The organism is Streptomyces sp. NPDC002513 (genome assembly GCF_053595355.1).
This window is the reverse complement of record NZ_JBSFXK010000025.1, coordinates 24,324-39,850: the sequence shown is the minus strand read 5'-3', so window position 1 is coordinate 39,850 and position 15,527 is coordinate 24,324. Positions and strand designations below refer to the sequence as shown.

Sequence of the window (15,527 nt, the reverse complement as noted above, 5' to 3'; positions counted from 1 at the left end):
GACAAGGAGGACGATCCCCATGCCCGGCTCGCCCGCCCATGTGATCCGCCACCATCTGGCGGCACTGCGCATGCTGCTGGCGTTCACCGTGATCACCGGTATCGCGTATCCGCTGATCGTCACCGGCATCGCCCAGAGCGTCTTTCCGTACCAGGCCAACGGGTCAATGATCAAGGACAACGGACGTCCGGTCGCCTCCGCCCTCATCGGCCAGAACTTCAACCTCCCGCCGGGCAAAGGCCGGACCGCACCGGCACCCGACCCCAAGTGGTTCCAGCCCCGCCCGTCCGCGGCGGGGGACACCGGCTACGACCCGACCAGCTCTGGCGCCTCCAACCTCGGCCCCAACAACGCCACCTTGATCAACACCATCGCCCAGCGCCGTGCCGCGGTGGCCGCGTTCGACGGCGTCCCACCGAACAGCGTTCCCGACGACGCGGTCACCGCCTCCGGCTCCGGGCTCGACCCGGACATCTCACCCGCGTACGCCTACGAGCAGGTGAACCGGGTGGCGGCATCCCGTGGGCTGGACGCGGCCGTGGTCCGCACACTCGTCGCCGGGCACGTCGGCGGTCGCCCGCTGGGCTTCCTGGGGCAGGAAACCGTCAACGTCGTCCAGCTCAACCACGATCTGACCGCACTGAGGCAACGATGAACAGGGCACCGCACACCCTGCCTCACGCCGCCCGGTCCCGTGAGCTTCCCTGGCCCGGCCGGCTGCGTGACGCCTCGCGGGTGGTGCCGTCCGGCGAAGGAGATGGGCAGACATGACGCGACGCGTGCTGATCGTCGACAACGAGCCGCAGTTGCTGCGCGCGCTGGACGTCAACCTCACCGCGCAGAACTACGCTGTCGCCACCGCGCCCGACGGGACCAGCGCCCTGCGCCTGGCCTCCCGCAAGCCGCCGGACGCGGTCATCGTCGACCTCGACCTACCGGACGTCGACGGCACCGACGTCATCACCGGCCTACGGGCCTGGTCGTCCATGCCCCTCATCGCGCTCGCGGAGTCCGCCGAACCCGCCGAAGTCGTCGAGGTGCTGGACGCGGGCGCCGATGACTGCGTGACCAAGCCGTTCGCCATGGAGGAGCTGCTCGCCCGGTTGCGTGCCGTGCTGCGTCGCTCGGACCTGGGGGGCGGACCTCGGACAGTCGCTGTCGGCGACTACGCCATCGACCTGACCGCCTGCACCGTGGTGGGCGATGCGGGCCACGGCGATCCCGTCCACCTCACCCCCAAGGAATGGCAGCTGCTCGCCGCGCTGTTGCGTCACCCGGGACGGCTGGTCACCGGCCATCAACTGCTCAGCGACATCTGGGGGCCGGGCCACGACGAGCACTCCAACTACCTGCGCATCAACATCTCGGGCCTGCGCCACAAACTCGAGCCCGACCCGGCCCATCCGCGCTACCTCATCACCGAGCCCCGCGTGGGCTACCGCTTCGAACCCAGCGGAGGCACGACGCGATGAGCGCTGGAGATACGGTCTTCCTGACGGTCGCCGCCGACTGCGGCGGTGGCGTGATGGCGCGACACCGACGCGCTGGGTCCGGAGCTGAGAGGTGTTTTTCGCGCCCGGCTCCAGGGGCACCGCGGGGAGCGGTGTCAGACGGACCGGTTTTCCGCGCTGACCATCCAGGCGTGCTTTTCCAGGGAGTCGATGATCGTGTGCAGCAGGTCGGCCGTGGCGGGATCCTCGCTGTCGACCTGGTCATGGTGGGTGCGCACGGTATGGACCGTGGCACGCAGGCTCGCGGTGACAAGGTCGACAACGGCGCTCACACTCAGCTCTCCTTCCGGGAACGTGGGGAGCGTGGTGCTCGCTGCCACCGTGTCGGAGCGGCCGTCCGGCCGGCCCGCGAGAGCGCGCATGCGTTCGGCGATGGTGTCGGCCGACTCCCGGGCGTCGTCGACGATGTGATCAAGTTGCAGGTGCAGATCCCGGAAGTTGTGGCCGACCACGTTCCAGTGGGCCTGCTTTCCCTGAAGGTGCAGTTCGACGAGATCCACCAGGATCTGTTGCAGCGCTCGAGTCAATTGCGGCGAGGCCGTGAATCCGGCGGTATCGGCCTGCGAACGTCGGGAACTCCCAGGGGAAGCGGACATGGCCTGTCTCCTTGTGAAAACACCGCACAGCAGCCCCCTGGAACAGGAGGCCTGTTTGCCTCTGCGATGAAGCCTACGTAGGTCTCTCCCTGCCGCCACCGCGCTTGATCCGCTTGGGCGGACATCCGACATCCGACATCCGCTGCCTGCGGTGCGCCGACCGTGCTGCGCTCTTCGCCTGTTCGCGTGCCGGTCTGCCAGTGGTCGCTGGTGTCACCTGCTTCGATGGGGTTGGCGGCGGGCGAGGTTCACGCCGCCTGCGTCCGCGCCGCATCCTTGCGGGCCGCTGGAGCGTCCACCTTGGCATGGAGAGGGAGAAGTCGCCGCCGCCCGGGCCCGCCGAGGGGTGTCTCACCGTGGCGATCCGCATACCGGTGCGCATCGTCGTGCTCGTCCTGGTGGTGCCGGTGCGCATCGCGTGGGACGCGCTCGTCGCCGGTGGACGGTTCCTGCGCAAGACCGTGCTGCGGCCGGCGGGCCGGGCGCTGCTGTGGGCGGCGTGGGCGGTGTTCGTGTGGCCGTGGGTGACGCTGTGGCGGTACGGGCTCGTGCCGCTGGGCGCAGCCCTCGCCCGGCTGGGCCGGATCCTTGTCGCCGTACCGGCCGGGTGGGCGTACCGGAACGTGCTGACGCCCCTCGGACGGGGCGTGGCCCGGGTCCTGCGCGGCCTCGGTGCCGGGCTCGGCTGGGTGTACGCACGGGTGCTGGCCCCCATGGGGCATGTCCTCGCCCTGCTGCTCCAGGGCGTCGGGTACGTCCTCGTCGCCCTCGGCGGCGGGGCGTACGCGGCGGCGGCGTGGCTTGTGCGCTACCTGGTGGCCCTACCGGCCCGGTGGCTGCACCGGAACGTCCTGGCGCCGGTCGGGCACGGGATCGCCTGGCTGGCGCGCTCGCTCGCCGGACTCGTCCGTGTCGTGGCCACCGTCTGCGGAGCCGGCCTCCTGTGGCTGCTGCGGGTGCTGCTCGTGGTGCCCGCGTCGGCCCTGTGGCGGTGGGTGCTGGCCCCGGTCGGGCGCGTTCTCGTGGTCGTCGGGCGCGAGATCGGTGCCGCGGTCGGCCACGCCTGGCGTGTCGCCGGGCATGTCTCCCTCGCGGTGGGCCGGTTCCTCGGAACCCTCTTCCGGTGGATCTTCGTGGAGCCGGTGCGATGGGTGTACCGGACGGTGCTGACGCCCGTCGGGCACATCGTCCGGGACGCGGTCCTGCGCCCCGCCACCCAGGCCGCGCGCGGCGTGGGCCGGGCCGTGCGGCAGACGCTGGCCGTCGCACGCGACACCGCCCGGCAGGCCCGCGCCGAGCTGCGCCGCACGCTCTTCGGTGAACCCCGTGAGCCGCGGAGGAACTCCCGGCGGGAATTTATGCGCGGCGAGACACGTACTGTAGGTAGCAGGACGACCGCTCTCACGAAGGACTGAACGACACTGGGCAAGCGACAGCCCGAAGGCCCGCCGCCCGCACCCGCGGTGCAGCGCATCCGACTGCGCTACACCAAGCGCGGCCGCCTCCGGTTCACCAGCCATCGTGACTTCCAGCGCGCCTTCGAGCGTGCGCTGCGCCGTGCCGAGGTGCCGATGGCGTACTCGGCGGGGTTCACGCCGCATCCGAAGGTGTCGTACGCCAATGCCGCACCCACCGGCACGGGCAGTGAGGCGGAGTACCTGGAAATCGCGCTCACCGAGGTGCGCGACCCGGACAGGCTGCGTGGGCTCCTCGACGAGTCGCTGCCCGCCGGGCTCGACGTCACCGAGGCGGTCGAGGCCCGTACCTCCGGGCTCGCCGACCGGCTCACGGCGTCGGTGTGGGAGCTGCGCCTGGACGGCGTGGACCCCACGGACGCCGAGCGTGCGGTCGCGGCCTTCAACGAGGCCGGCACCGTCGAGGTCCGGCGCACGACCAAGAACGGCGTGCGCACCTTCGACGCCCGAGCCGCGGTCGCGAGCCTGGAGAGCGTGGACACACACAGTTCGCATGCCGATAGGCCGACCGACCAGCCCTGTGCGATACTGCGGCTGGTTGTTCGGCACGTGACGCCTGCCGTACGACCCGACGACGTCCTGTCCGGTCTCCGCGCCGTGGCCGACCTGGCGCCGCCGGTCCCCGCAGCGGTGACCAGGCTGGCGCAGGGGCTGTTCGATGAAGAGACCGGCACGGTGACCGACCCGCTCGCGCCCGACCGCGAGGCAGCAGCGACCGCGCCAGCCGCGGCCGGTGTGACTGCCGCCGCGACGGCGCCGGTGTAAGGAAGGTTCCGCGTAGGGACGGACGTCGTAGTGCCGCCCTTGTACTCGGGAGCCACCTGGGTCGGGCAGCGCATCGACCAGAAGACTTTCACCAGGCCGTGCGTACATGGCGTACGGAACCGGTGAGACAGGACACAGAGAGCCCCCGTGTGGCGCTCGCGCCCCGGACGGCGGCACCGCGCATCGCGCGAGCCGCGGACGTCACCGGCGACGCCGGACCAGGCGCGGCGCCCGGGGGCCTGACGGGAGAAACGCCCGCATGCTCGAACCGACCGAGCCCATCGAGGGCTCCGACAACAACACCCCCAGCGACACCCTGCCGCCGCGCCGCAGGCGCCGCGCCGCGTCGCGCCCGGCGGGCCCGCCGACGGCCGCGGCCGACACCGCGACCCCTGAGGCCACGACGACCGAGATCGTGACCAAGGCGGCATCGGCCATACCGGCCGCGGAGACCGGACAGCCCGCCGAGGCAGCTCAGGCCGTCGAGGCCGCTGGGGCGGAAGAGAACGTAGAGACCGAGGCGGTGGCCGAGGCCGCCGTCGCCGGTGCGACCGAGCCGGCGGAACCGGTGGCCGAGGAGGCGGCTGCGCCTCGTACGCGTCGTCGTGCGACCCGACGGGTGTCCGCGCCCGCTGGTGCGCCTGCGGCTGCGGAGGCGGTGGAGGTGGTGGTGCCGGCCGGTGCGGAGAGCGCCGAGGCGCCTGTGCCTGCCGTGGAGACTGCTGCCGCCGAGGCCGAGCCGGTGGCCGAGGAGGCGGCTGCGCCTCGTACGCGCCGTCGTGCGACGCGTCGGGTGTCCGCGCCCGCTGGTGCGCCTGCGGCTGCGGAGAGTGCCGAGGTGCCGGTGCCTGCCGTGGAGACTGCTGCCGCCGGGGTTGAGCCGGTGGCCGAGGAGGCGGCTGCGCCTCGTACGCGTCGTCGTGCGACGCGTCGGGTGTCCGCGCCCGCTGAGACCGTCGAGGCCTCCGTGGCGCAGCCCGCCGCCGCGACGCCGGTGAGTGAGGCCGAGGCCGAGCCCGCCGAGCGCCCCGCCCCCCAGGAAACCGCCGCCGAGGAGGCCCCCCGGCGTGCCCGTCGTCGGGTCACCCGCCGGTCGTCGGCGCCCGCGGACGAGATCGCCGCAGCGCCTGGTCAGGCGCCCGTGACCGCCGCCGAAGAGACCGGCCCGGCCGCCGAGGCCGCCGAGGCACCGGTGGCCGCCCCGTCGCAGGCGGAGCCGGTCGTCGAGGAAGCCGCCCCGCGCCGCGCCCGCCGTCGCGTCGTACGCAAGGCCGCCACCGGGTTCTCCGAACCCGCGCGGTCCGCCGCCGAGGAGTCGTCCGAAGCCGCGCGCCCCGCGCGCCCCGCCGTGGCCGTCTTCCAGGCGCCGGTGTTCACCGAGCCGATGTTCCAGACCCCCGAGCGGGCCGCCGCCGCCGCAGCCGCCGAGGCCGCGGAGCAGCAGGAGGCCGTCGAGGAGGAGCCGGCCGGCCAGCGCCGCCGCCGTCGCCGCCGCGGTGGTGACGAGGAGCCCGCCGTGACCCCCGAGACCACCGACGAGGCCGAGGAGGCCGAGGAGCTGGAGGAGTCCGCCGAGGGCGAGGAGGCCGAGGAGACCGAGGAGGCCGGTTCGCGCCGGCGCCGTCGTCGCGGTGGCCGTCGCCGTCGTCGTGGTGAGTCCGCCGAGGGCGAAGAGGCCGAGGAGACCGAGGAACTCGCCGCCGAGCAGGCCGCGCAGGACTTCGAGGACACCGCCGAGCAGCTGGAGGAGGACGCCGAGGAGGCGGTCGAGGAGCACGGCGAGGAGTCGTCGTCCGTCGGCACCAGCGGCAGCCGTCGCCGCCGTCGGCGCCGCCGCCGGGCCGGTGACACCGGCGTCGACGGCGAGCCGACGTCCGACGACCCGGAGCGCACGGTCGTCAAGGTGCGCGAGCCCCGCAAGAAGGACGAGCGGTCCGGTGACGGCACCGACGAGGTGCAGTCCATCAAGGGCTCGACCCGCCTGGAGGCCAAGAAGCAGCGCCGCCGCGAGGGGCGCGAGCAGGGCCGTCGTCGTGTGCCGATCATCACCGAGGCCGAGTTCCTGGCCCGGCGCGAGGCCGTCGAGCGCGTGATGGTCGTGCGCCAGAGCGGTGAGCGCACGCAGATCGGCGTCCTGGAGGACGGCGTGCTCGTCGAGCACTACGTCAACAAGGAGCAGTCGACCTCGTACGTCGGCAATGTCTATCTCGGCAAGGTGCAGAACGTGCTGCCGTCGATGGAGGCCGCCTTCATCGACATCGGCAAGGGCAGGAACGCCGTCCTGTACGCCGGTGAGGTCAACTTCGAGGCGCTCGGCCTCGCGAGCGGGCCGCGCCGCATCGAAAGCGCCCTCAAGTCCGGGCAGTCGGTCCTCGTGCAGGTCACCAAGGACCCCATCGGACACAAGGGCGCCCGTCTGACCAGCCAGGTCTCCCTCCCGGGCCGCTACCTGGTGTACGTCCCCGAAGGCTCGATGACCGGCATCAGCCGCAAGCTGCCCGACACCGAGCGGGCCCGGCTGAAGACCATCCTCAAGAAGATCGTTCCCGAGGACGCGGGCGTCATCGTGCGCACCGCCGCCGAGGGCGCGAGCGAGGACGAGCTGCGCCGGGACGTCGAGCGGCTGCAGGCGCAGTGGGCGGACATCCGGAAGAAGGCGAAGAACGGCGGCAGCTCAAGCGCGCCTTCGCTGCTGTACGGCGAGCCGGACATGACCGTCCGCGTCGTGCGCGACATCTTCAACGAGGACTTCTCCAAGGTCATCGTCAGCGGTGACGAGGCGTGGGAGACCGTCCACGGATACGTCGCGCACGTCGCGCCCGACCTGGCCGACCGTCTGCAGCGGTGGACCAGCGAGGTCGACGTCTTCGCCACGTACCGGATCGACGAGCAGCTCGCCAAGGCGCTGGACCGCAAGGTCTGGCTGCCCAGCGGCGGTTCGCTGGTGATCGACCGGACCGAGGCGATGGTCGTCATCGACGTCAACACCGGCAAGTTCACCGGTCAGGGCGGCAACCTCGAGGAGACCGTCACCAGGAACAACCTGGAGGCGGCCGAGGAGATCGTGCGCCAGCTCAGGCTGCGCGACCTCGGTGGCATCATCGTCATCGACTTCATCGACATGGTGCTCGAGTCCAACCGGGATCTGGTCCTGCGGCGTCTGCTGGAGTGCCTGGGCCGGGACCGTACGAAGCACCAGGTCGCCGAGGTGACCTCGCTGGGCCTTGTGCAGATGACCCGCAAGCGGGTCGGCCAGGGTCTGCTGGAGTCCTTCTCCGAGATCTGTGTCCACTGCAACGGCCGTGGCGTCATCGTGCACATGGACCAGCCGTCCGCCCCCGGCGGCAAGCGCAAGAAGCGCGGCCGGGGCGGTGCCGAGGCCGAGCCCGAGACGCACGAGGCAGTGGCCGCGGAGGTCGAGGAGGCCCCCCAGGCGGCTCCGGCCGCCGCGGAGATCGAGGCCGAGGTGGCCGCCGAGGTCGCGGCCCCGGCCGCGCTGCCGGAGCCGGCGTTCGCCCCGGACGAGGAGCTGTACAGCAGCGTCGCCGAGGCCGAGGCCGCCGCGGGCCGGGGCCGTGCGCGGCGCCGGGTGACCCGGCGGGCGTCGGCTCCCGCAGGCGCGCCGCGCAGCGCGCCGAAGTCCCGCACGGACGAGCGCGCTCCGAAGTCGCGGCCGGAGGCCGAGGCGGAGCCGGCGGCGGTCGAGGACCCGGTCGTCGAGGCGCCCGCGCCGGTCGAGGAGGAGGCCGCGCCCAAGGGCCGTACGCGCCGTCGCGCGACCCGCCGGGCGTCGGCGCCCGCCGGTTCGCCCGCGGAGGCCGTGGTGACGGCCGGCGAGCCCGCGCCGCAGGCCGAGGCCCCCGCCGAGACGCCCGAGGCACCCGCCGAGGCGGTCGAGACGGCCGAGGCGCCCGTCGAGAGCGCGGCACCGGCCCGTCCGCGCCGTCGCGCCGTGCGCAAGGCCACCGCGCCCACCTCCTCCGCGGAGGCGGCCGTCGTGGTCGTCCCGTCGGCCGCCGAGGAACCGGCCCCGGCCGGGGAGCCGGCGGAGGCCGCCGCGGCGCCGGTCCAGGCGTCCGAGGCCCCGGCGGAGGGCGAGGCCGAGGTGTCCGCGCCGGCCAAGAAGGCGGCCCGCAAGACCGCCAAGAAGACGACGGCGAAGAAGGCCGCCACGAAGAAGACGACGGCCAAGACGGCCGCCAAGAAGACCGCCGCGAAGAAGACCACCGCCAAGAAGGCGGCGGCCAAGAAGACGGTCGCCAAGAAGACGGCCGCCGCCGAGCAGTCGGCTCAGCCGACGGTCTCGGTGACCGCGGAGGACTGACCCCTCCACGGCCACGGCACCACACGGCGGCGGCCCGCCCCGGACCTCCCGGGGCGGGCCGCCGCCGTATGCGGTGGTGCCGCCGGCCTGCGGTGGCCGCGACCGGGCCGCTTCGCACGCGGACGCACCGAGCCCGGTTTGACCCGTCCGGCCCGCCCCCGTAACCTTGACCGTCGGCGTGTCGACTGATGCGCCACATCCCCGTAAACCTCTTCCTTCCGGGCGCCGGGCGCCTCGGGAGAGGCCGTCCGCGGTGTCGAACGGCTGGACTGCGGGGGTGCCGTTCCCCGAGTGATGAGAGTGAGATCCGCGTGTACGCCATCGTGCGCAGCGGTGGTCGCCAGCACAAGGTTGCTGTCGGCGACATCGTTGAGGTTGACAAGATTTCCACTGCCAAGGTTGGCGACACGGTCGAGCTCTCGACCCTGCTCGTGGTCGACGGCGACGCCGTGACCAGCGACCCGTGGGTGCTGGCCGGCATCAAGGTCCAGGCCGAGGTGGTGGACCACCACAAGGGCCAGAAGATCGACATTCTGCGCTACAAGAACAAGACCGGCTACCGCCGTCGTCAGGGCCACCGCCAGCAGTACACGGCGATCAAGGTCACTGAGATCCCCGCGGCTGCGAAGTAAGGGACTGAGAACAGATGGCACACAAGAAGGGCGCATCGTCCACCCGGAACGGTCGCGACTCCAACGCCCAGCGGCTCGGCGTGAAGCGCTTCGGCGGTCAGGTCGTGAGCGCGGGTGAGATCCTGGTCCGCCAGCGCGGCACCCACTTCCACCCGGGCGCGGGCGTCGGCCGCGGTGGCGACGACACGCTGTTCGCGCTGCAGGCCGGTGCGGTGGAGTTCGGTACCCACCGTGGCCGCAAGGTCGTGAACGTCGTTCCTGCCGCCTGAGACACTCCTTTTCGGGCTCAGGCGCCGTAGAGCGCTAGGCGAGGCGGACCTCACTTCCCGGTCGGGAAGGCGGGTCCGCCTTTCGCTTGTTATGCACTGCACAATCCCGTACGCCCCCGGCCTTCGGCCGGGGGGACCCTCAGGAGGCACTGGACCATGACCACCTTCGTGGACCGCGTCGAACTCCATGTCGCCGCGGGTAACGGAGGCCACGGCTGTGCCTCCGTACACCGCGAGAAGTTCAAGCCGCTCGGCGGCCCCGACGGGGGCAACGGCGGCAGGGGCGGCGACGTGATCCTTACCGTCGACCAGTCCGTCACCACGCTTCTCGACTACCACCACTCCCCGCACCGCAAGGCCACCAACGGCAAGCCCGGCGAGGGCGGCTTCCGCGCCGGCAAGGACGGCCAGGACCTGGTCCTGCCGGTCCCGGACGGCACGGTCGTGCTCGACAAGGCGGGCCATGTGCTGGCCGACCTGGTCGGGCACGGGACGTCGTACGTCGCCGCCCAGGGCGGCCGCGGCGGCCTCGGCAACGCGGCGCTGGCCTCCGCCCGCCGCAAGGCCCCCGGCTTCGCACTGCTCGGTGAGCCCGGCGACCTGCAGGACATCGTGCTGGAGCTGAAGACGGTCGCGGATGTGGCCCTCGTCGGCTACCCGAGCGCGGGCAAGTCCTCGCTGATCTCCGTGCTGTCCGCGGCCAAGCCGAAGATCGCCGACTATCCGTTCACCACCCTCGTCCCGAACCTGGGCGTGGTCACCGCGGGCGAGACCGTGTACACGATCGCCGATGTGCCGGGGCTCATTCCGGGCGCCAGCCAGGGCAAGGGCCTCGGCCTGGAGTTCCTGCGGCACGTCGAGCGGTGCAGCGTGCTCGTGCACGTGCTGGACACGGCCGCGCTGGAGTCCGACCGCGATCCGCTCTCCGACCTCGATGTCATCGAGGAGGAGCTGCGGCAGTACGGCGGCCTGGACGGCCGCCCCCGGATCGTCGTCCTCAACAAGATCGACGTACCGGACGGCAAGGACCTGGCCGAGATGGTGCGGCCGGACCTTCAGGCGCGTGGCTATCGCGTCTTCGAGGTGTCCGCCGTGGCCCATCTCGGGCTCAGGGAGCTGTCGTTCGCCGTGGCCGACCTGGTCGCGAAGGCACGCGCCGCCAAGCCGAAGGAGGAGGCGACCCGGATCGTCATCCGGCCGAAGGCGGTGGACGACGCGGGCTTCACGGTGTCGCGCGAGGACGAGGGGCTGTTCCGGGTGCGCGGCGAGAAGCCCGAGCGCTGGGTGCGGCAGACCGACTTCAACAACGATGAGGCCGTCGGCTACCTCGCCGACCGGCTGGGCCGCCTCGGTGTCGAGGAGGAGTTGATGAAGGCGGGCGCCCGGTCCGGCGACGGCGTCGCCATCGGACCGGAGGACAACGCGGTCGTCTTCGACTGGGAGCCGTCGGTCACGGCGGGCGCGGAGATGCTCGGCCGGCGGGGCGAGGACCACCGGTTCGAGGCGGCGCGTCCCGCGGCGCAGCGGCGCCGGGACCGGCAGGCCGAACGGGACGAGTCCCTGCGGGAGTTCGACGGCTTCGAGCCGTTCTGACGGGCGGCGGGTTCCTCCGTCTCCAGTGGCGGCGAACCAGGGCAGGTCCCCAAGAGACGTGCTGCTGTGAGCCGCGGCACGTGAAGCCGGAGGGCGGGAGCCCGGGACACGTCGGTGTCCCGGGCTCCCGTCGTGCTCTGCGAGCCGTCCGAGGCTCGGTCACCGAGCGCTCGGACGGCTGTGCCGTCGGTGAGCACCCCCTGCTCCCGACCGTGGTGACCGGAAGGCGGCACGGGGAAAGCGCGGCGGAAAGACGCGAGAAACGTGTGGAGTTACTCACAGCGGATCCGGACAATTCGACCGTACGGCTCGGCGGTGGCGGAGAGTGCAAGGTAAATAACAGGTTGCGTGTACATATGCATCAGGCAGCGCTCATCTTGCACTTCGCTTACCGAAAGTGGGACCATCCGAAGGTTCCCTGAAGCCCGAGGTAGGTCACCTGTGTCTGAGCGCATAGCCAAGCCCCGTACCACCGCCGTGATTCTGGCTGGTGGCACCGGTCAGCGCGTGGGTCTGTCGATTCCGAAGCAGCTGCTGAAGATCGCCGGCAAGGCGGTGATCGAGCACACGCTGACCACCTTCGAGAACGCCGACTCCATCGACGACGTCATCGTGCTGATGGCGCCGGGCTATGTGCCGGACGTCGAGAAGATCGTCGCCAAGGCGGGCTTCGCCAAGGTGACGCACATCATCGAGGGCGGCTCGACCCGCAACGAGACCACCGAGCGTGCCATCACCCTGCTCGGCGAGGGCCTGGCCGAGGGCGAGGACCGCAACCTGCTGTTCCACGACGCCGTACGCCCCCTGCTCTCGCAGCGGGTCATCGACGACTGTGTCGCGGCCCTGGAGCGCTACCAGGCCGTCGACGTCGCCATCCCCTCCGCGGACACCATCATCGTCACCCGCACGCACGGCGAGGACGGCGAGTTCATCACCGAGATCCCGGACCGCTCCCGGCTGCGTCGCGGCCAGACGCCCCAGGCGTTCAAGCTGTCCACGATCCGCCGCGCCTACGAGATCGCCGCCGGCGACCCCAACTTCCAGGCCACCGACGACTGCAGCGTCGTACTCAAGTACCTGCCGGACGTGCCGATCCACGTCGTGGCGGGCGACGAGTACAACATGAAGGTCACTCAGCCCGTCGACGTCTTCATCGCGGACAAGCTGTTCCAGCTCGCCTCCACCACCGCGCCGGAGCAGAACGGCGAGGAGGCCTACCGGGAACTCCTCGCCGGGCGGACCATCGTCGTCTTCGGCGGCTCGTACGGCATCGGCCAGGACATCGCCGAGCTGGCCCGGTCCTACGGCGCCACGGTGTACGCGCTGGGCCGCTCCACCACCGGCACCCACGTCGAGAACCCGGAGGAGGTCGACGACGCGCTGTCCACGGCGTACGCCGAGACCGGGCGCATCGACTACGTCGTCAACACCGCCGGAGTGCTGCGCATCGGCAAGCTCGCGGAGACTGACAACGCGACCATCGAGGAAGCGCTGAAGGTCAACTACCTGGCCCCGGTGCAGATCGCCCGCTCCGCCTACAAGTACCTCGCCGAGAGCGGCGGCCAGTTGCTGCTGTACACCTCCAGCAGCTACACCCGCGGCCGCGCCGAGTACAGCCTGTACTCCTCGACCAAGGCCGCCATGGTGAACCTCACCCAGGCCCTGTCCGACGAGTGGGCCGCCGACGGCATCCGCGTCAACTGCATCAACCCGGAGCGCACCGCCACCCCGATGCGCACCAAGGCCTTCGGCCAGGAGCCCGCGGGCACGCTGCTGTCCTCCGAGGCCGTGGCGCGGGCCTCGCTCGACGTCCTCGTCTCCGAACTCACCGGCCATGTCATCGACGTGCGCCAGCTGGACCCGACGGCCGGCGCGGGCAGGGCGTCCGGCTTCGAGGCGGCCCTGGCCGCCGTCCTGGACCGTCAGGACGGCGTGGCGTAATCAGCGGTTCACCGGTTTTACGGAATTCAGGCCTCTGTGACGGCGCGGCGAATGCGCGGGCACAGGGGCCTGAGCCGTAGAGCTCCGGACCGGAAATGCCGGAACCATTCCTTTCCGGTTTCCATTCCGAGACCCTTTCCAGGCCCCTTGTCCGGGATTCTTTCCATCTCTTTCACTGCTTTTCGAAGCGCTTTATCTTTCCTTACCACCGGCACTCCCTCTCCAAGAGCAGGTTCCTCCGTGATTTCCACCGCTATACGCGTTGCCCGGGTGGGCAGTGCGGCCGAGCTGGCCGCGGCGGCCCTCATGATGCTGGGCTACCCCGTGCTCATGCTGGCCGCGCTCCTCCCGAGCGTCGGTGTCTTCGCGGCCGCGGCCGCAGTGACATACCTGGCGGACCACTATCTGCACCGGCGCGGCAGCCATCTGGTCAGTCGTCTCAGCAAGGTGCGGGCCGGTCTGTCCATCCGGTTCCTGATCCGGCAGCTGCTGCTGGTCCTGCTCCTGGCCCGGGCCCCCCTCGCGGACCTGGTCTTCTACGTGGGGATCGGGTCCTTCCTCGCCTTCTACGCCTTCCAGGCCCCGCACGGCGCCCTGGTGACGCTGATCCGCAACCGCCGTCGGATGCCGGTCGCCACCCGTAACGTGGACCTCGGCTCACGGATCCGCATCCCGGACGCCCCGCCGCGGGGCCTGCTGAACCGCGCCGCGGAGAAGATGCTCCACCTCGACCTCGTGGCGGTCGCCGGCCTGCTGGTCACGGCGGCCACGGGCGACACCGTCTACGGCTTCGCGGGCGCCGCGGTCACCCTGGCCCTGGCCTTCCTCTACGTCGCCGCGCTCGCCCCCTACGCACGCGGCAAGAAGTCCCCGCCCAAGGCAGAGCAGGTGCTCGCCGCGGTCGACGGCTGGCTGCGCGAGTACCGCCCGGAGACGGTGCTGTACTTCTCCGGCTCCAAGGACTCCGCGTACCAGGTGAACATGTGGCTGGAGACGATGGAGCGGCTTGAGACCCGTCCGCTGGTCCTCCTCCGCGAGCGCGTCATCCTGCAGAACCTCGCGCCCACCACGGTTCCCGTCATCTGCGTGCCCGGAGGGGTGCACCTGATGAACATGGACCTGTCCACGGTGCGGGTCGCGCTGTACGCGGCGAACGTGGGCAAGAACATCCACATGCTGCGCGTGCCCACCATGAAGCACGTCTTCATCGGCCACGGCGACAGCGACAAGCTCGCCAGCGTCAACCCGTTCAGCAAGGTGTACGACGAGGTGTGGACCGCCGGCCGGGCGGGCCGCGACCGCTACGCCATCGCCGACGTCGGTGTCCGCGACGACGACATCGTCGAGGTCGGCCGCCCGCAGCTCGCGCCCATCCAGCCCGCGCGAGGCGTGTCCGAGGACCGCATCCCGACGATCCTCTACGCCCCCACCTGGGAGGGCTGGGACGACAACCCGGGCAACACCTCGATCCTGCTGGCCGGCGAGAACGTCGTCCGCACCCTGGTCCAGGCCGACCCGCCGGTCCGTGTCCTGTACAAGCCGCACCCGTTCACCGGCAGCCGCAGCGCCAAGGCGGCCGCCGCCCACCAGCGGATCACCGCCCTGATCGAGAAGGCCGGCGCCGAGCGCGCCGCCGACCCGCGCTTCCGTGCGGACGCCGCCGCCCAGACGCAGGCCAAGGCCGAACTGCTGCGCATCGAGGCCCGCCTCGCCGAACTGGCCGGATCCACCGGGGACAAGGGCGACGAGGCCGAGGCGACCCGCGACGGTGTGGTCGACGTCGCGAAGCACGAGGAGATCGGCCGGCTGCGCGCCGACTGGAACGACGCCTACTGGCGCTCCTACGGCAGCGGAGAGCACCGCGTCATCACGGGTGCCGAGCCGCGCCTGTACGACTGCTTCAACGTCTCCGACGCCATGGTCTCGGACATCTCCAGCGTGGTCTCCGACTTCATCGCGAGCGGCAAGCCGTACGCCGTCACCGACTCCGCGGAGCTGGGCGCCGAGGAGTTCAAGCTGCAGAACACCGCGGTGCGCGCGGCTGTGATCCTGTCGAACTCGGCGCGCGAGCTGCCCGAGCTGCTGGCCGCCGTGCGCGCGCCGGAGGCCGACCCGCTGGCCGCCGACCGCCAGGAGCTCAAGCGGTATCTGCTCGGGCCCGACGAGCCCACGTCCATGGAGCAGTTCAACACCGCGGTGCGTCACCTCGCGCAGAAGGCCGACGCCCGCAACCGCGGTCAGGAGGCCGGCACGCGGGCGGCCGTCACCGGGGTTGCGAACGCGCTGCCCAGCCAGCGCACGGCACCGGACGACCAGACGAACGACGCCGTCACGGGTTGACCGCGGCGGGACGCCGGGCCCGGTGACCGAGGACTTCTCGGTCACCGGGCCCTTTCCTGTTTCTTACCGAAGTCCCATACG

The 15,527-nt window shown here is 71.6% G+C and carries 11 protein-coding genes; 10 read left to right on the top strand and 1 reads right to left on the bottom strand.

The window, feature by feature from the left end; genetic code table 11:
- Positions 1-19: 19 nt before the first annotated feature.
- On the top strand, positions 20-655 hold the full coding sequence (gene kdpC / locus ACWD5Q_RS18340; RefSeq protein ID WP_451428042.1) for a potassium-transporting ATPase subunit KdpC: 636 nt from the start codon (positions 20-22) through the stop codon (positions 653-655).
- A 112-nt stretch (positions 656-767) separates the two neighbouring features.
- Positions 768-1,472, top strand: coding sequence for a response regulator (locus ACWD5Q_RS18335; RefSeq protein WP_451428041.1), 705 nt, complete (start codon positions 768-770; stop codon positions 1,470-1,472).
- A 134-nt stretch (positions 1,473-1,606) separates the two neighbouring features.
- Here ACWD5Q_RS18335 and ACWD5Q_RS18330 read toward each other — a convergent pair whose 3' ends face one another.
- On the bottom strand, positions 1,607-2,107 hold the full coding sequence (locus ACWD5Q_RS18330) for a Dps family protein (protein ID WP_451428040.1): 501 nt from the start codon (positions 2,105-2,107) through the stop codon (positions 1,607-1,609).
- Between the two features lie 305 nt (positions 2,108-2,412).
- On the opposite strand from ACWD5Q_RS18330, the gene ACWD5Q_RS18325 reads away from it, so the two are divergent.
- The 8 genes from ACWD5Q_RS18325 to ACWD5Q_RS18290 all read left to right on the top strand — a co-directional run bounded on the left by ACWD5Q_RS18325 (position 2,413) and on the right by ACWD5Q_RS18290 (position 15,446).
- Positions 2,413-3,522 carry a hypothetical protein gene (locus tag ACWD5Q_RS18325; protein ID WP_451428039.1) on the top strand — a complete coding sequence of 370 codons (1,110 nt, stop codon included), beginning with the start codon at positions 2,413-2,415 and terminating at the stop codon, positions 3,520-3,522.
- Between the two features lie 48 nt (positions 3,523-3,570).
- On the top strand, positions 3,571-4,347 hold the full coding sequence (locus tag ACWD5Q_RS18320; RefSeq protein ID WP_451428038.1) for a TIGR03936 family radical SAM-associated protein: 777 nt from the start codon (positions 3,571-3,573) through the stop codon (positions 4,345-4,347).
- Between the two features lie 259 nt (positions 4,348-4,606).
- Positions 4,607-8,671 carry an Rne/Rng family ribonuclease gene (locus ACWD5Q_RS18315; RefSeq protein WP_451428037.1) on the top strand — a complete coding sequence of 1,355 codons (4,065 nt, stop codon included), beginning with the start codon at positions 4,607-4,609 and terminating at the stop codon, positions 8,669-8,671.
- Positions 8,672-8,982: 311 nt separating this feature from the next.
- Positions 8,983-9,303, top strand: a complete 321-nt coding sequence (gene rplU, locus ACWD5Q_RS18310; protein WP_004931419.1) for a 50S ribosomal protein L21 — start codon at positions 8,983-8,985, stop codon at positions 9,301-9,303.
- A gap of 14 nt (positions 9,304-9,317) precedes the next feature.
- Complete coding sequence (rpmA, locus tag ACWD5Q_RS18305) at positions 9,318-9,572, top strand: 50S ribosomal protein L27 (RefSeq protein ID WP_451428036.1); 255 nt, start codon at positions 9,318-9,320, stop codon at positions 9,570-9,572.
- Positions 9,573-9,728: 156 nt separating this feature from the next.
- Positions 9,729-11,165 (top strand): GTPase ObgE, encoded by a 1,437-nt coding sequence (obgE, locus tag ACWD5Q_RS18300; RefSeq protein WP_451428035.1) that lies wholly within the window; start codon positions 9,729-9,731, stop codon positions 11,163-11,165.
- A 441-nt stretch (positions 11,166-11,606) separates the two neighbouring features.
- Positions 11,607-13,106: an SDR family NAD(P)-dependent oxidoreductase gene (locus tag ACWD5Q_RS18295; RefSeq protein ID WP_451428034.1), complete on the top strand. Its 1,500-nt coding sequence runs from the start codon at positions 11,607-11,609 to the stop codon at positions 13,104-13,106.
- A 240-nt stretch (positions 13,107-13,346) separates the two neighbouring features.
- Complete coding sequence (locus ACWD5Q_RS18290) at positions 13,347-15,446, top strand: hypothetical protein (RefSeq protein WP_451428033.1); 2,100 nt, start codon at positions 13,347-13,349, stop codon at positions 15,444-15,446.
- Positions 15,447-15,527 lie beyond the last annotated feature (81 nt).

Bases quoted from the DNA above. Each gene is read 5' to 3' on its own strand.
- kdpC (WP_451428042.1), top strand. From the start codon at position 20: ATGCCCGGCTCGCCCGCCCATGTGATCCGCCACCATCTGGCGGCACTG.
- ACWD5Q_RS18335 (WP_451428041.1), top strand. From the start codon at position 768: ATGACGCGACGCGTGCTGATCGTCGACAACGAGCCGCAGTTGCTGCGC.
- ACWD5Q_RS18330 (WP_451428040.1), bottom strand. From the start codon at position 2,107: ATGTCCGCTTCCCCTGGGAGTTCCCGACGTTCGCAGGCCGATACCGCC.
- ACWD5Q_RS18325 (WP_451428039.1), top strand. From the start codon at position 2,413: ATGGAGAGGGAGAAGTCGCCGCCGCCCGGGCCCGCCGAGGGGTGTCTC.
- ACWD5Q_RS18315 (WP_451428037.1), top strand. From the start codon at position 4,607: ATGCTCGAACCGACCGAGCCCATCGAGGGCTCCGACAACAACACCCCC.
- rpmA (WP_451428036.1), top strand. From the start codon at position 9,318: ATGGCACACAAGAAGGGCGCATCGTCCACCCGGAACGGTCGCGACTCC.
- obgE (WP_451428035.1), top strand. From the start codon at position 9,729: ATGACCACCTTCGTGGACCGCGTCGAACTCCATGTCGCCGCGGGTAAC.